This is a genomic window from Chitinophaga flava (assembly GCF_003308995.1).
GTDB lineage: Bacteria > Bacteroidota > Bacteroidia > Chitinophagales > Chitinophagaceae > Chitinophaga > Chitinophaga flava.
The window spans coordinates 170,824-186,632 of sequence record NZ_QFFJ01000001.1 but is presented as its reverse complement, the minus strand read 5'-3'; the positions used below and the strand labels follow the sequence as shown (position 1 = coordinate 186,632).

Sequence of the window (15,809 nt, the reverse complement as noted above, 5' to 3'; positions counted from 1 at the left end):
TCAGATTGTTTACAGATTTTAGCTAGTTGTAGTTTGAAGGAATTTAATAAAAAAAAAGGCGCATGTACATACATGCGCCTTTAATGTGAAAATTCAAAACATTATACAACTGATTCCTGCGATACGTTGATCTGTTGCAGGATCGTTGAAATAAGTCCGGCATTGTGTGATATATATTCCGGATTAAACATTTCCGGATGCCGGCCTTCTCCTTCGTAGATATGAAAACCGCTGGTGGAGCTTTCTTTCCAGTCACGGTTAGTTTCCGGTGTTTGCCATTCATCTTTTGATTTTACAAGATGTATTCTGGCATTGGTAGTATCCGGATCTGTTTTACCGTTCATGTACTTGCAATAGCCTTCAATTTTGCTCATAGTGTTTTTCTTGAGCCCTTCCAGGTATTCCGGTTCTACCGCAAAGATAGACCAGTCTACGATCTGGTAGTAGGCGTGTACAGTAGCTTCCAGCTCTACCGGTGTTTTAGCTTTGGAGATCCAGCGTTTGAAACTATCGAGTAAAATAATGTCGGATACTTCACGTCCTTTGTTTTCCAGCTCTTTGGCCAGTTCAAAGGCGAAGTTACCTCCGGCGGAATATCCCAGCAGTATCAGCGGTTGATCAGGCTGCAGCTCGTCCATCACCTGGAAGTATTTCTCCAGTCTGTCTTCTTCTTCGATGAAATGTAGACAACAGATGGTATAGTCCGGGAAATACTCTGCCAGTGCGGCGTATATGAAGGAATAACCGATAGCGGGAGGCAGGCAGAAAATGGTTTGTGGTTTTCCTGGGTTGGCTACGGAATAGAATTCTTCTTCAGATACACTACCAAATTCGGTGATCATCTTTATCTTCTCTGCCAGTGCTTTGATGGTAGGATAAGTGAAGGCGGCGGTGAGCGGAACGTTCACGTCCAGTTCTTTCTTAATCCTGTTCAGCACCTGGATCAGTTTGATGGAGTTACCGCCGATTTCGAAGAAGTTGTCGGTACTGCTGATACGGTCGAGATCCAGTATACTTTTCCAGATTTCAGCCAGCGCTTTCTGCAGCGTGCCTACCGGTTCATCAAAAGGACGGTCGGCAGCCTGGTGTTGTTGTGCCAGCTGGTCCAGCGCCTTACGGTCAATTTTGCCGTTACTGTTGAGCGGCATTTTTTCTACGTGTATGCAGAACAGTGGTAACATATAGCTGGGCAGACGATCGGCCAGGAAAGTGCGGATGGTAGAGTAACCGTATTCCCGGTCGGCTTCATAGAATGCAGCGATCTGCTTTTCACCTTTAACAGTGGTAATGATGGCAGCTGTTACGTTAATGCCTTCCATTTTGCCCAATGCGTTTTCCAGTTCACCCAGTTCAATCCGGTAGCCTCTCAGTTTCACCTGCGTATCTTTTCTGCCGAGGCACTCGATACGGCCATCGGGCAACCATCTTCCGATGTCTCCTGATTTGTATATTCTTTCAGAAGACAGGGATAGTGTTTCATCGCGGAAATATTTCTCGTTGGTAAGGGCTTCCTGGTTACAGTAACCTCTTCCCACACCTGAGCCTGCGATGTATATTTCTCCCACTACATTGATTGGCTGCAACTGGCCGTGGTTGCCTACAATGAACACCTGTTCGTTCAACAGCGGTTTGCCTATCGTAATCCTGTCGCCTTTCGCTTCGTCTGTAGTGCTGTATATACAGGTTTCGGTGGGGCCGCAGCTGGTAAATACCCGGGTGTTTTTGCATCTCTTTAAGCTGTTGAACAACCCGGTGGTTACCGGCTCGCCTCCGGTGATTACTGTTTTGATATCAGATAAAACACTTAAACCTACTGTGTTCAGGAACAGGGAGAGGCGGGAAGGTGTCATCTGCAGTGTGTTTACTTTGTGTTGCAGGATGAGTTCTTTCACTTTCGGGAAATCATTTATTTCCGCATCATTCGCCAGCAGTACGGTTACTCCGGAGAGCAGGCTGCACAGGATTTCCAGCACAGACAAGTCAAACGTGATATTGCTGATGGCCAGTATTTTATCACCTGGGACGATACCATATACCGGTTCAAAATTGCGTACAAAGCTGGTTACGTTGAGATGTTCCAGCATAGCGCCTTTGGGAACGCCGGTAGAGCCGGAGGTGTAGATGATATAAGCCAGATTGTCCGGAGAGATATGTACGGGTTTCAGCTGTTGCTGGCTGATGTTTTGTCGTTCGCCATGAATGTTGAACAAGGGCTGTGAGTAATGATAGTCCTTGTCTGCAAGGATCATGGTGCACTCACTGTTGTTTAGAATGTATTCAATGCGCTGTGCCGGGAAACTCGGATCCACGGGCACATAAGCGGCTCCTGTTTTCAGGATGGCCAGCAGTGCAACCGGCATATCCAGGGTCCTTTGCAGCATAAGGGCTACTTTATCTCCTGGTTTCACCTGATATACTTCCTGCAGGTAGATGGCCAGCGTAGTGGACTGTTGGTCCAGTTCCCCGAAGGTGATGCTGCCTGCGGATGTTTCCACGGCTACCTGGTCTTTGTACAAAGGTGCTTTTTCCTGCCACAGCTGAGGGATGGTGATACGGGGCGCATCTTTTTCAGGACTGCCTCCAAATGCCCTGAGCTGGGCTATTTCAGCTTCATCCGGCAGGGTAACTTCCCTGAGAGAAATAGCCGGGCTGTTTAGCACCTGTTTAAGCACATTACAGAAATGTTTGACAAACCGCTGTGCAGAGTCTTCTGTCAGTAATGCACTGTTGTAGTTCAACAGGAAGTCAATCTGTTCTCCCGATTGTATCGTGAGGAAAGTGAGATCAAACTTGGCAACGCTTATGTTCAGCGGGAATGGCTCAAAGTGCAGACCCTGATGCTCTTCACGCGGTTGTTTGCTGATAAACTGGAACAATACATCGAACAGCGGATTTCTGCCTGGGTCTCTTTTGATCTGAAGTGTTTCCACCAATTCTTCAAAAGGATAGTCCTGGTTTTCATAGGCACCAAGAGCGGTAGTCTTTACTTCATCCAGGAATTGTTCAAACACTTTTTCTGCTGTTGGATAGCTGCGCAGCGCCAGCGTATTTACAAACATGCCTATAACCGGCTCCAGATCGGCATGGGTGCGTCCTGCTACCGGTATGCCTACAATAATATCTTCCAGTGAAGTGTATTTAGACAGGAGGATATTATAAACCGACAGCATCAGCATGTTGAGGGTAATGCCTTTACGGCTGGTAAATTCGAGCGCACGGGCAGCGGTGCTGTCGTCGAGCCGGAATAGATGGTCTTTCCCTTCGAAAGTCTTTGTCAGTGGCCGCGGGAAGTCGTAAGGCATTTCCATTACTGGCAACTCGCCCTGCAACTGTTGTACCCAATATTGTTTCTGACGGGTAATCACACCTGCATTAGCAGGGGAGTATAACCACGCTACATAGTCTTTATATTGCACAGACAGTTCCGGCAGCGCAGCACCTCTATATAAGGCCCACAGCTCGCGGAGGAAGATACCGGTAGACACCTCATCGCTGATGATATGATGGATATCAAAGAGCAGCAGATGTTTTTCAGGATTTACTTCCATCACGGCGGCACGGAGCAGGGGAGCCTGACTGAGGTCGTATCCTTTCACAAAGTTTCTGGCCACAGTGGTGGCATCTTCTTCCTTGCCATGCAGATGCGTTAAATGGAAAGTACCTTTAGGATGTATCACCTGTACCGGCTCACCATTGACCATGCTGAAGGAGGTACGCAGACTTTCATGCCTTTCGGTCATTGCCTGGAAAGCTGCTTCCAGTCTGGGTATATCCAGTTGGCCATGTACCCAGGATACATCACAGATGTTATGACTGATTTCTGCTCCTTTAAAATGACTGATGACATACATCCTTTTTTGTGCCGGAGAGAGCAGATAATGTGATTGTTCTGCTATTCTGGTGATAGGCGCCTGGTGGGCAGACAAGGCATTGTTGTCAATATGTGCGGCCAGTGACCTGATTGTAGGATACGTGAAGATATCTTTCAGGGAAATATCTGCGGAGAAATTTTTCTGAATCCTGGATACCAGTACCATGGCTCTTAATGACTGACCTCCCAGTTCAAAGAAATTATCGAGTACGCCGATTTTATTTCTCTTCAGGATATCCTGCCATACGGTGAGCAGGGCCTCTTCTGTAGCAGTTTCAGGAGTAGCGGTAATGGTACTTTGTGTGTCCATATACTTCAGCGGGTCCTGCAACGCTTTTTTATCTATTTTTCCATTATGCGTTACCGGTAGATGCTCCAGGGCGATGAAGAAAGCGGGCACCATATAATCCGGGAGGTATTGTTTCAACTGCTCTTTAAGGTCTTCCAGTGTTTCGCCTGACTGGCTTACATACCAGCATACCATTTCCTTCTCATTGGCCTGTCCGAAAACGGTGACTGCTACTTCTTTTATCTGTGGCAGCTGCAGCAGTACGCTTTCTATCTCTTTTAATTCTATCCTGTAGCCACGTACTTTTACCTGTTCATCTCCGCGGCCCATGAATTCGAGGTTGCCGCAAGGCAGCCAGCGTACCAGGTCACCTGTTCTATATACTCTTTCCTGTGTATGCGGACTGATAATGAATTTTTCGGCAGTGGTATCCGGTCTGTTTTGGTAGCCTCTGGCCACACCTGCTCCACCTATCCACAGTTCTCCTGGTTGGCCTACTGGTACCAGCTGCTGGGATGCGTTGCATACATAGTAGGTATAGTTTAACAGTGGTGTTCCGATCGGTGTATTGCCGGCAGCGGGGAGGGATGTAGCTGATGTTTCATAGAACCCTGAATCGACACAGGTTTCGGTTACGCCGTAGCTGTTGAGCACTCTGATTGCAGGTGCATATCTTTCCAGCAGTGTTTTGAAGAAAGGCAGCGGACAGGCATCAGAGCCTACGATGATCATTTTCAGGAAACTGATATCTTTCTTATGTTCCCATATGTAGTCCATCAGTGGCGCGATCAATGCTGGTGTGGATTCCAGCACATTGATCTGGTTGGATGTCAGCAGTTCATAAAACGAAACAGGGTCCAAACGGATTTCGGAGGTGCAGATGATCGCGCGTCCGCCATTGGTGAGCATACGTACCACTTCGCCGGTGAACATGTCAAAAGAGAAGCTGGCCATTTGCAATGAACGCGGTTCAAATTTATCCAGGTCATAAGCCTTGCGCCAGGCCAGGTCCACATTGCTCAGTGCACGATGCTCTACCAGCACGCCTTTGGGCCTGCCCGTAGTACCGGATGTATAGATCACATATGCCAGCTGATCGGGGGCAATGGGATGTTTGACCGGCACTGCGTTTCGTTGAGCTATCTCTTCGATGATAATGCTATGCGGATGTCTGTTTATGCCGGAAGCGTGTGTCAGCAGCATTTTGGCGTTACTGTCGCTCAGGAGATAATCAATTCTGTCCTGCGGATATTCAGGATCTATGGGCAGGTAAGCTGCACCTGATTTCATGACACCCAGCATGCCGATAATCATCCATTCGGAGCGGTCTACCATAATACCGATGATATCTCCGATTTTGGCGCCCTGTTCCTGCAGATGTGCGGCCACAGCGTCTGCAGCCCGGTCCAGTTCTGCGTAGGTGATGTTTTTATCACGGAATACAACAGCCACATGGTCGGGTTTCTGTTGTACCTGTTCTTCAAACAATTCAAGAACATTTTTTTCTGCTTTCTCTCCGGGGTTGCTACCGAAGGCAGTCAGCTCCTGGAGTTCTTCACTGGTCAGGTATTGCAGTTGACGCAGGGTGGTATTTTCCCGGAGTACCTGTGTGAGCAGGAGCTGTACACGGTCCAGGAAGTGGGTGCCGTTAAAGGTTTTTTCGTTGTATTCGAGCTTTAACGTATAACCGTCACTGTGAGCGGTTACCCTTAATTCTATATGATTACTCAGCCCGCTGTATATCCGTTGCAGCGCACTCATCTTCATCTTCGTGTCAGGAGCAATGTAGTTCTGGTAGTTATAGAAGAAAGACAGAGGCTCGTCTCCGATGATGTGGTTTTGCAGGGCCAGCGAAATATCCCGGTAAGGGTTGGCTGTTCTCTTCTGCTGCTGCAGGTGATGGCACAGCTCTACGAAGGAATTACCTTCATTAAAGAACTGTTGTGTAACCAGCAGCGGGAACACATGGGAGAAAGCACCTATAGTGTTCATCTCATGTGCATCGCGACCAGCAATATTTTCCCTGATACAGAAGTCCTGGTCTGCAGAGCAGTAGTATTTAGTGAGCAGTACAAAAACTGCTTTGAAGAAAATATGTGGTTTGAGACCATGCTGTTCGCAATATTGCTGCAGCAGTTGTACATCTTTACCTGCTACAGACAGCGATCCGGCTACCATTTTATCTTCCTGGGACCATGCACCGGAATAGGATAATGGCTGAACATCTGCCAGGTATTTCTTCCAGAAGTTTTCTGTATCAGGAGTATCGAAGCGGGCCAGGTGGTCCAGTACACTGTTGCGGTATGGCGTGTGTACTTCCGCGTTATACTCTCCTGATTTCAGGAGATGATAGGCTTTATCTGTTTTTTCAACCAGCAGCTTGAGTGAGGTACCGTCCACAAAAAGGTGGTGGGCACTGATCGCCATCACATAGTGCTGATCATTTACTTTAAGCAGGTAGTGTTTATAAGATGGTTTGCTGATGTCCTGGTTTTCATCGCAGTATTTTTTGACAAGAGCGGGGATATCCGCTTCTGCCTTGACTTCCCGGCTGATATCGAGGAAGCTGAAGCACAATGCTGTTTCTTTTCTTACTGCCTGAAACACCTCTGCATCTTTGGCGATGATAACAGAGCGCATACTGTCTTCTTCCAGGGTTACCTGTTGAAGGGCTGCTTCCCACATTGGTACGTCCACAGCGTTGTTGATATCGAAGTAAGCCAGGGGGCGAAGGCTATAGCCGGTTGGGTCCAGCACGCAGGTAAGATATATATCGCGCTGGGTGGTATTCAGCGGATAGGCAGCTGAGTATACAGTGTCATCTATGCCCAGGTAACGGAACAGCGCAGGCTGGTCTTCATACAACGGAAGCGTTGTTTTTTCAAGCGCAATGTGCTGGCTGATAGCTTCGAGTGACAGGGATGGCGCATGTGACACCATTTCCAGGATGGAAATGTATTGTGCCACCATCTGCTCTATGGTAGCGGCTTTGAACAGGCTTTTAGAATAATTGAAAAGCACCATCATGTTTTCACCGGAGGTAGCGAGGGATGCAGACAGATCGAATTTTACATCCAATGCTTTCATGTCGAGTTCCAGTGGCGCCAGGGAAAAATCTCCGCCAGACCATACAGATGACTCGATGTCGTGGTAGCTGAACATGGTATCAAAAAGAGGGTTCCTGTTTAGGTCCCTTGCCAGTTCCAGCTGTTCGGCCAGTTCTTCCATCGGATACAGCTGATGATCGAGAGCGGCGAAGAAAGTGCTGCGGACTTGTTCCAGCAAGGTGGTGAAGGACTGCTGCATATCTACGGAGCATCTTACCGGTAACGTATGTACGAACATCCCGATCAGCTGTTCCAGATCAGGATGAACGCGGCCAGCCACAGGGGTACCCACTGTAATGTTCTTTTTGCCGGTATATCTGGCCAGCAGCAGGTTGTAGGCCGCTAATGCGAGGAGGAAGAGGGTGCTTCCTTCTTTATTGACAACTTTCCGGAGGCGGGCAGCAGTCGCTTTATCAAGGGTGACGATATACAATTCACCTTCCAGGCTTCTTTCAGCGGAGCGCGGAAAATCTACCGGCAAATCTAATGCTACCTGTTTATCGGCGAAGGTATCGAGCCAGTATTGTTTATTTTTCTCAAAGTCGCCGCTGTGGCGGTACTCATCCAACCAGGAAGTATAATCCCTATATTGAATTTTCAGCGGTGGTAATTCTTCTGACAGATAGAATGCCTGTAGGTCTTTCATGAAAACTTCCATGGAGATACCGTCAGAGATAATATGATGCATATCAAAGAGCAGGATGCCGGCGTTGTCATTCTTTTGAATAAAGAGGGCCCGCAACATAGGAGGGTTGCTCAAATCAAAAGGACGAACAAAATCGGTAATGTATGCTCTGAAATTCGGTTGTTCATCATGGACAACACTTATTTCAAAAGGCACTTCATCTGCAATATGCTGCATGATTACTTCGTCGGTGAAACTAAAGCCGGTCCTCAGTATGGCATGTCTCTGTATAAGGGCTTTCAGCGCCGCTTCCAGCCGGGGAATATCCGGTTTGCCGATCACTTCGAAAGAAGAAGGCATATTGTAATTAATAGCCTCTTTGTTCAGCAGGTTGCTCAGGTAGATACCTCTTTGTGAGAAGGAAGCGGGGGAGTGGCTGGTAACAGCGGCAACAGGTATTTCGAACCGTACTGATTGTTCTGCCTGCCGGATGTACGCCGCCAGTTGTTTGATGGTGCCATTTAAAAATACCTGTCGTAAAGGGATTTCCACACGCAAGTCCCGGAGGATAATAGTGATGAGTTTGGCCGCTTTCAGGGAGTGACCACCCAGTTCAAAGAAATTATCGTTGGTACCGATCTGACGGATATTTAAAAGTTCCTGCCAGATGGCCAGCAGCTGCTCTTCCAGCTGATTGGCCGGTTGTTCATCTGCACTGATGACTCTTTCCTGTTGTGCTGGATGTGGTAATTTTTTGAAATCCGTTTTACCATTGCTGGTAACAGGGATTTTTTCCAGCATCACAAACCTTGAAGGAATCATGTATTCCGGCAGCTGTACGGATAAGGCGGCGCGTATGGCGGTGATATTGGTTTCGCCAGCGGGTACTACCCAGGCGCAGAGATATTTGTTGCCATTGTCGTCTGTCAACGGTGCTACCACAGCCTCTTTTACGGCAGGCTGCTGCTGCAGGATAGTGGCTATTTCTCCTGGCTCTATGCGGTAGCCACGAATTTTTACCTGGTTATCTTTTCTGCCTATAAACTGGATATTCCCATCTGGTGTCCATCTGGCGAGGTCACCGGAGAGATACATCTTTTGACCCGGATGAAATGGATCATCTACAAATTTGCTGGCAGTAAGGGTTTCGTTGTTGAGATAACCCAGTGTAACACCGGCGCCGGCAATACAGAGTTCGCCGGGCACTCCGGCGGGAACAGGTTCCAGTGCATTGTTCAGGATGTAAATCCGGCTGTTGGGTATCGGTTTGCCGATAGATACATTTTCTCCGGAAGGTAGTACCGGTTTGTATTTCAGCGCAGTAACGATAACCGTTGTTTCCGTAGGTCCGTAAACGTTAAGGATATCTATTCCTTTTATCAGACTGGCGTAATCATACAGGATATGATCGATCACCGATTCTGCGCCTACAAACAACTTATTAAGTGCAAGGGGTTTGTTTTGCTGTTTAAGTTGATCGTATACTTCTTGCAGCAACACTGGCGGAATGTAGGCGAAGGTGATATTTTCCGCTTGCAGGAATCCGGCCAGTTTAGCTGCATCAAAGAGGCGGCTTTTATCCAGTACCACGAGCGTGGCGCCGCTGGTGAGTGCTACAAATATTTCCGCAACGCTGGCGTCAAATGAAATATTAGCCAGGGCCAGTACGCGGTCGCTGGCGTTAATGCCTTTATCGAAAAGACCTTTATAGGCCACTATGAAATTGGTAACGCCGCTGTGTTTTACAGCAATGCCTTTAGGACGGCCTGTTGAGCCGGAAGTATAGATAACATAAGCCGGATCTTCCGGAGCATTATGGATAGTGAAATCTGATAACGTTTTATCGCCTTTGATTCCATCCAGCAGGAGCAGGTGACCGGCGTCGTTGCGGAAGCAGTCCTGTTTTTCGCTGTACACCTGGCGGGTAGTCAGAATAAATCTGGCAGCGCTGTCTTTCAGGATATACTGAATGCGTTCATCCGGATAGTCTGCATCTACCGGCAGGTAAGCGGCGCCGGCTTTTAATACACCCAGCATACCGGTGATCATCATTTCTGAACGGTCGCAAATCAGGGCTACTACATCTTTAGGACCGATGCCGCTGTCTTTCAGCAGGGTAGCCAGTTGCAGGGCATGCTGCCACAAGGTATGGTAGGTCAGCTGCTTATCTTCATACTGTACCGCCACCTGCTCCGGGTGCAGCTTCACCTGTTTTTCGAATAATGCCAGGATGGTCTGGTCTTTTTCTGCGAAGTCAACAGCTGTATCATTGAATGTTTCCAGCAGTTGTTGTTTTTCTGTTGAGGAGAGGAAGGTGACGTCTTCCACTTTGGAGCCGGGTTGACTGACAATGAACCGCAGTACCTGATGCAAATGAGCGCCCATCTGCGTGATGAACCAGGCGGCATATTTGCCGGTATGGTGGATTTCCAGTTCAAACGAAGTGGCTGTTCTGCGGAAGTCGAAAGACAGCTTCGATTGTTCGCGGTAGCTGTTGGCACCTGTTAATGGGAAGTAGGAAAATCCGTAGTTAAACAGGTCTCTGGGAGCACCATGCAGTGCCTGATATTTTTCCGAGAATTTATCAAATGGATAATCCCGGTGGGAGTAGGCCGATTTCAGCTCTTCCTGGAATGATTGAAGCAGCTGTTTGATAGTGGTACCTGACTGAATATTGGCAGAGAGGAATACCGGAGCAGTGGAAGTGTCTCCGTTAGACAGCATTGGTGCAGGACTCGCCATCAGCAGTTCTGTTGCTGCGGTGTATTTATGCAGAAAGATGGATAAAGCGGTAACTAGAAAAACATAGATACCGGCATCCTGATCGTTACATATTTTTTTCAACGCAGCTGCAGTGGCTTCATCCAGCGCGAAGGTCTGACTGCCGGGAGCAACAGGGGTAATGGATGTGCCACTTATTTCAGACAGTTCCGGTTTTCCGGTTTTCTCCAACCAATAGTCGGTAGCAATTTTATATTGAAGTGTTTTGTTCATGTCTGTAATCTATTTTGTGGGAAATATTCGGTTAAAAATTAAAAGCGATATCCAGGCTTTCGGTTTTGCTGTTGATTTCTTCCGGAATTCTCCAGGAGAGCGCATGGATAGCAGACGACGGGTTGTTGAGAATATCCTGCAGTAATACCAGGAAGCGTTCTTTCATCAGCAGAATACTTTCTTCTTCAAACAGGGCGGTGCTGTATTCAATTTTCACCGGCCAGTCACCTGCTCGTTCATTGACTTCCATGGTCAGATCAAACTGGGCGGTGCCGGTACGCAGTGGGCAGGGTGCGATGCTAAGTCCATCCAGCCTGATATCCGGGATATCGAGGTTTTGCAGCACAAATACTACATCGAACAAGGGGTTACGGGATGGATCTTTTTTACTGTCCAGTTTTTCTACTAATACAGCAAAAGGATAATCCTGGTGTTCGAAGGCGTTCAGTGCATTTTCCTTTACTTCTTCCAGTAACTGAATAAACGTTTTTTCGGCCGCAGGTTTGTTTCTGAGTACCAGCGTATTCACAAACATGCCTACTATGTTATCGAGGTCACTGTGAGAGCGGCCTGCCACCGGAGAGCCTACCAGTATATCTTCCTGCCCGGTATATTTATGCAGCAGGATGTTGTATGCTGCCAGCAGCACCATAAAAGGGGTAGTGCCAGTGCTGATGGCTAGTTCCTGAATACTTTGTACCTGCTGTGCCGGAAGGTGGAAGTGCAGTTTTTCACCGGCGAAAGATTGTGCTGCGGGTCTTGGTTTATCTGTTGGCATTTGCAAAACAGGCAGTGTGCCGGACAGTTGTTTTGTCCAGAAGTCTTCCAGGCGGGCGAGCCCTCCTTCGTTGAACAGTTCCTGCTGCCATGCTGTATAATCCTTATACTGGACAGTCAGTGGAGGCAGTGTTTCGCCATGGTACAATTGTACGAGTTCACTGATGAAAACACCCAATGATACACCGTCAGAGATGATGTGATGCATATCAAACAACAGCAGGTGTTTATCCGCTGCGAGCGTAGCAGTACCTGCTCTGAACAGTGGTGCACGGGTAAGATCAAAAGGCTGGATAAATTGTTCCAGCGCAGCTTCCGGCGTATCGCATCCTGTTATCCGCTGCAGGGAAAAGTCTACTTTCTCCTGTATCATCTGTACAGGTCTGGCTTGTTTTTCATGGAAGCTGGTACGGAGGCTTTCATGTCTCTGGCAGAGTGTGCGGAAGACGGTTTCCAGTTTGTTGAAATCGGGCTTTCCTTCCAGCAGCAGGGCGGAGGGGAGGTTGTAGGCCGTCAGGCTTGCATTGGACTGTTGTATCAGCCAGAGGCGTGTTTGCGCTTCAGCCAGGGGATAATACTCCTGAATTGCTGCCGGACGTATAGGCTTGTACGTTACCTTTTGTGTACCGCTCGCCAGCAGTTCTTCCACGCCTTTGGCCAGTGTTTTCACCGTGGCAAATGCGAAGATATCCTTGAGTATAAGTTTGATACCAAATTCTCTTTCGATGATGGAGATTACTTTGGTGGCCATGAGGGAATGACCGCCAATTCTGAAGAAATCATCCTCAAGAGAAAGCTCATCGAGTTTCAGCACTGCTATCCAGATGGAGGCGATTTTCTTTTCCATCTCAGACCAGTTGTCACGGATCACAGCTGACAGCTGGATGGTTTCTTCAACTGCTGATGGTTCAGCACTGCTTACCGGGCAGCTGGTGGCATCAGCGTTGGTGTAGGCTTCCAGCGGCAGAGGCTCTCTGAGCCAGCAACGTGTTTTCTCGAAATGATAAGCCGGCAGATTTATTTTTCGTACATCCGTGGCCGTATAATATCTTACCCAGTCAATGGGAAACTGTTGCAGGTACAGCGCCTGAAAGATTTCCAGTGGGGATTGATGCACAGCTATCACCTGATACAGGAATTCTTTATCCGGATAGTTCATCTGTCGCAGTCCGGCAGAGAGGCATCCTTCAGGGCCCAGTTCAATGAACAGCACTTTGCAGGTAGCTGTTTCCCGCTCTATCAGGTTTATGAGCCGCTGCTCCAGTTCGGGGATAGAAGTATCTTCTTCGGCACATTGCTGTATAGCTTCTTCCAGCGACATTTCGTTCAGGGCTACTGCTACGATGAGGTCACCGGTTCCGGTGCCTAACAGATGTTCTGTTGTGAGTCCTTTTCCTTCTGCAAAACGATACAGGGCATATTGCAGCACAAAGCGGTTGATGGCCGCATTGGCAGTGGAATAGTACTTTCTGCATTCGTCTGCATATTTTTTTAACGTCGGTTCACTATTCAGTATTGTTTGCAGGTATTGATCGCTGACCACTGCGTCTCCGGAAAAGAGGAAGATGATTTTTCCTGCAGCTTCCCTGGCAGTGTTTTCCCGGCTGTTTTTTAATTGTTCCATTAATGCTGCTTTGGAAGAAGCGATGATGGAAAGCCGGTGTGAGAAATGTTTGCGGCCATTGTTCAAGGTATAACTGATGTCAGGCAAGGCGGCACTGTCGGGCTGCGAGAGGTAGGCCGCGAAAGAGCTCAGATATCCCTGCAGACTGTTGGATGACCTGGCAGAGAAGTTGAACAGATAAGTGCCGGAAATATCGGTCTGTACGGGGTTAACAGGTGCTTCTTCCAATAGCACATGACAGTTGGTGCCACTGAGGCCAAAGGAGCTGACGCCTGCTCTTCTGGGGAAAGGCGCGTTCCAGGGCGTATAATCAGTGTTGATGTAGGTTACTGAATTTTTAAAATCGATGAAGGGGTTAGGCTCATCAAAATGGATGGAAGGGTACAGCTCTTTATGATACAGCGACAGGACGGCCTTTATCAGCCCTGAAATACCGGCTGCGCTGCCTGTATGACCAATATTACTTTTAATGGAAGATACCGCACAACTGTGTTTATGGGCAGAGGAATCTTTAAAGGCCAGGTCCATACCGGCAATTTCAATAGGATCACCGAGTTTGGTGCCGCTGCCATGTGCTTCTATGTAAGAAACGGTGCCGGGGTCTATTTCCCCTTTAGTCCATGCTTTCCTGATAACTTCTGATTGTGCCTGGCTGCTGGGGGCGGTGAGACTACCGGACAGCTGTGCATCCTGGTTAGCAGCGCTGCCTTTAATGACAGCATAGATGATGTCTTTATCAGCCAATGCCTGGTCCAGTGGTTTCAGTAATATACATCCCACTGCCTCGCCGGCGCCCGTCCCTTCTGCTTTTGCGGAGAAGCTCCGGGTCTTGCCATCTCTGGACATAATACCCAGATCAGGGTTATTGGTTTTTTCTGCAGGGAACAGGATCAGTCGTACACCGCATGCCAGTGCATAAGTGGCGTCTCCGCTGTTCAGCTCTTTGCAGGCCATATGAATGGCGAGCAGGGAAGAAGAGCAGGCGGTGTCCAGCATGGTGGCATTACCTCTGAAATTGAAGAAGCGGGAAATTCTGCCTGCGGTGGTAGCATTGGTATTGCCGGTGATAATAGTAGGATCAAAGCGTTCCGCCAGCTTAGCATATTCCTGTTCGGTGTCACCGATGAAGACTGCTGTTTCCGTGCCGTTAAAAAAATCGGCCTGGTAACCGGCGCTTTCGATGGTTTCATATACCACTTCCAGCAGCAGGCGCTGGTGAGGGTCCATGTATTCTGCTTCTGCTTTGGAGATATTGAAGAATTTATAATCGAATTTGTCGACATCTTCAATAAAACCTACTTCCATAAATGATTTGCCGGCCGCCAGGGTGGTGGCGGATTTTCTTTCCGGGGAATAATCCCTTACACTGTCTCTGCCTGCTATCAGGTTCTGGCGGAGTGCCGCGATGTTGGCAGCTTCGGGGAATTTTCCTGCCATTCCTATGATTGCAATATCTCTCATGATTCCTGGATTGAAAGGTGTATATAATCAGGGTAGGTAACGTAATCGTTGAGTGGATGGGTGAGGAGCACACCACCATTATCCAGTTTGCCGCCTTCTGTAAAACCGGCAAATTTGTAGGTGATATACATCACGCGGTTCCTGTCTGTAGGCAGAAATTCTGCCACCAGCTGGTACCCTTTTTTCTTTGCAAGGTTCATGATGTAATTCAGCAATACGGTCCCTACGCCGCGGGACATCACCCTGCACGACATCAGCAGCAGCTTTAATGTCCATGTATCATTGTTGCGTTCTACCATGGCAACGCCTATCTTTCCGTAGGAGCCATATTTATCGGTCAGCTCTGCTACAAAAAGATGATGGTCCGGTGATTTTATCAGCGTTTCCAGCTCTTCGTAAGAGTAGGAGTAACCGGTGGCGTTTAACTGGTTGGTGCGTACTGTCAACTCTTCCACCCGCTGTAAATCGCTTACAGTAGCGGGTTGTATGGAAAAGGTAAGCTGCAGGGATTCGAGGAATTGTTTATTGTTGCCTATTTCCTGTTCTTCCTGATTTCTGATATCATCGCTGAGATACATTTTTCTTCTCTCTGCAGATTCTGAGGTGATGAAGCGTGGTTTGCACAGCTGGAGCAGATTGGCTATGCTGTCTACATCCAGGCAGGTCACCTGTTCATGTACAAAAGAAACTTCATCGCGTTCAAATGGCTGGTCATCAATAAACAGGATGGCATCCATTCCGATATTCAGTTTCTCTTTGATCCTGGCGATGGAGCTGGATTTCAGGTCCCAGCTGATCTGAGGATACAGGAAATATTCACTGATGCCGAATTTTTGCAGCATCTGCATCGCATCGTCGTGGTTATTTTTGCTGGCGATAGAGTTGATGATACCCCAGCTGTCGAGGGTTTTTAAAATATCAGTAATATTTTCTCTCAATACCAGCTGATCATTTTCTGATAGGATACCATGCCACATGGTATGGTCCAGGTCCCATACTACACATTTCACCGTTTTGCGTTTGGACTTTGTATGGTTAACTTCGTCTTTCATAATCGTTTA

Annotated in this window: 3 protein-coding genes; all 3 read right to left on the bottom strand. The window is 47.9% G+C overall.

All coding sequences use genetic code 11. The annotated features are described in order from the left end of the window. Positions 1 to 101: 101 nt before the first annotated feature. From DF182_RS00575 to DF182_RS00565, 3 genes are read right to left on the bottom strand one after another with little or no spacing between them, the layout of a single operon-like run. Positions 102 to 10,886, bottom strand: coding sequence for a non-ribosomal peptide synthetase (locus DF182_RS00575; protein ID WP_113613750.1), 10,785 nt, complete (start codon positions 10,884 to 10,886; stop codon positions 102 to 104). A gap of 31 nt (positions 10,887 to 10,917) precedes the next feature. Beyond that, positions 10,918 to 14,748, bottom strand: a complete 3,831-nt coding sequence (locus DF182_RS00570; RefSeq protein WP_113613749.1) for a condensation domain-containing protein — start codon at positions 14,746 to 14,748, stop codon at positions 10,918 to 10,920. Next, positions 14,745 to 15,800 carry an HAD-IIIC family phosphatase gene (locus DF182_RS00565; RefSeq protein ID WP_113613748.1) on the bottom strand — a complete coding sequence of 352 codons (1,056 nt, stop codon included), beginning with the start codon at positions 15,798 to 15,800 and terminating at the stop codon, positions 14,745 to 14,747. The genes DF182_RS00570 and DF182_RS00565 overlap by 4 nt, the downstream gene beginning before the upstream one ends. Positions 15,801 to 15,809: the final 9 nt, after the last annotated feature.

Bases quoted from the DNA above. Each gene is read 5' to 3' on its own strand.
- DF182_RS00575 (WP_113613750.1), bottom strand. From the start codon at position 10,886: ATGAACAAAACACTTCAATATAAAATTGCTACCGACTATTGGTTGGAG.
- DF182_RS00570 (WP_113613749.1), bottom strand. From the start codon at position 14,748: ATGAGAGATATTGCAATCATAGGAATGGCAGGAAAATTCCCCGAAGCT.
- DF182_RS00565 (WP_113613748.1), bottom strand. From the start codon at position 15,800: ATGAAAGACGAAGTTAACCATACAAAGTCCAAACGCAAAACGGTGAAA.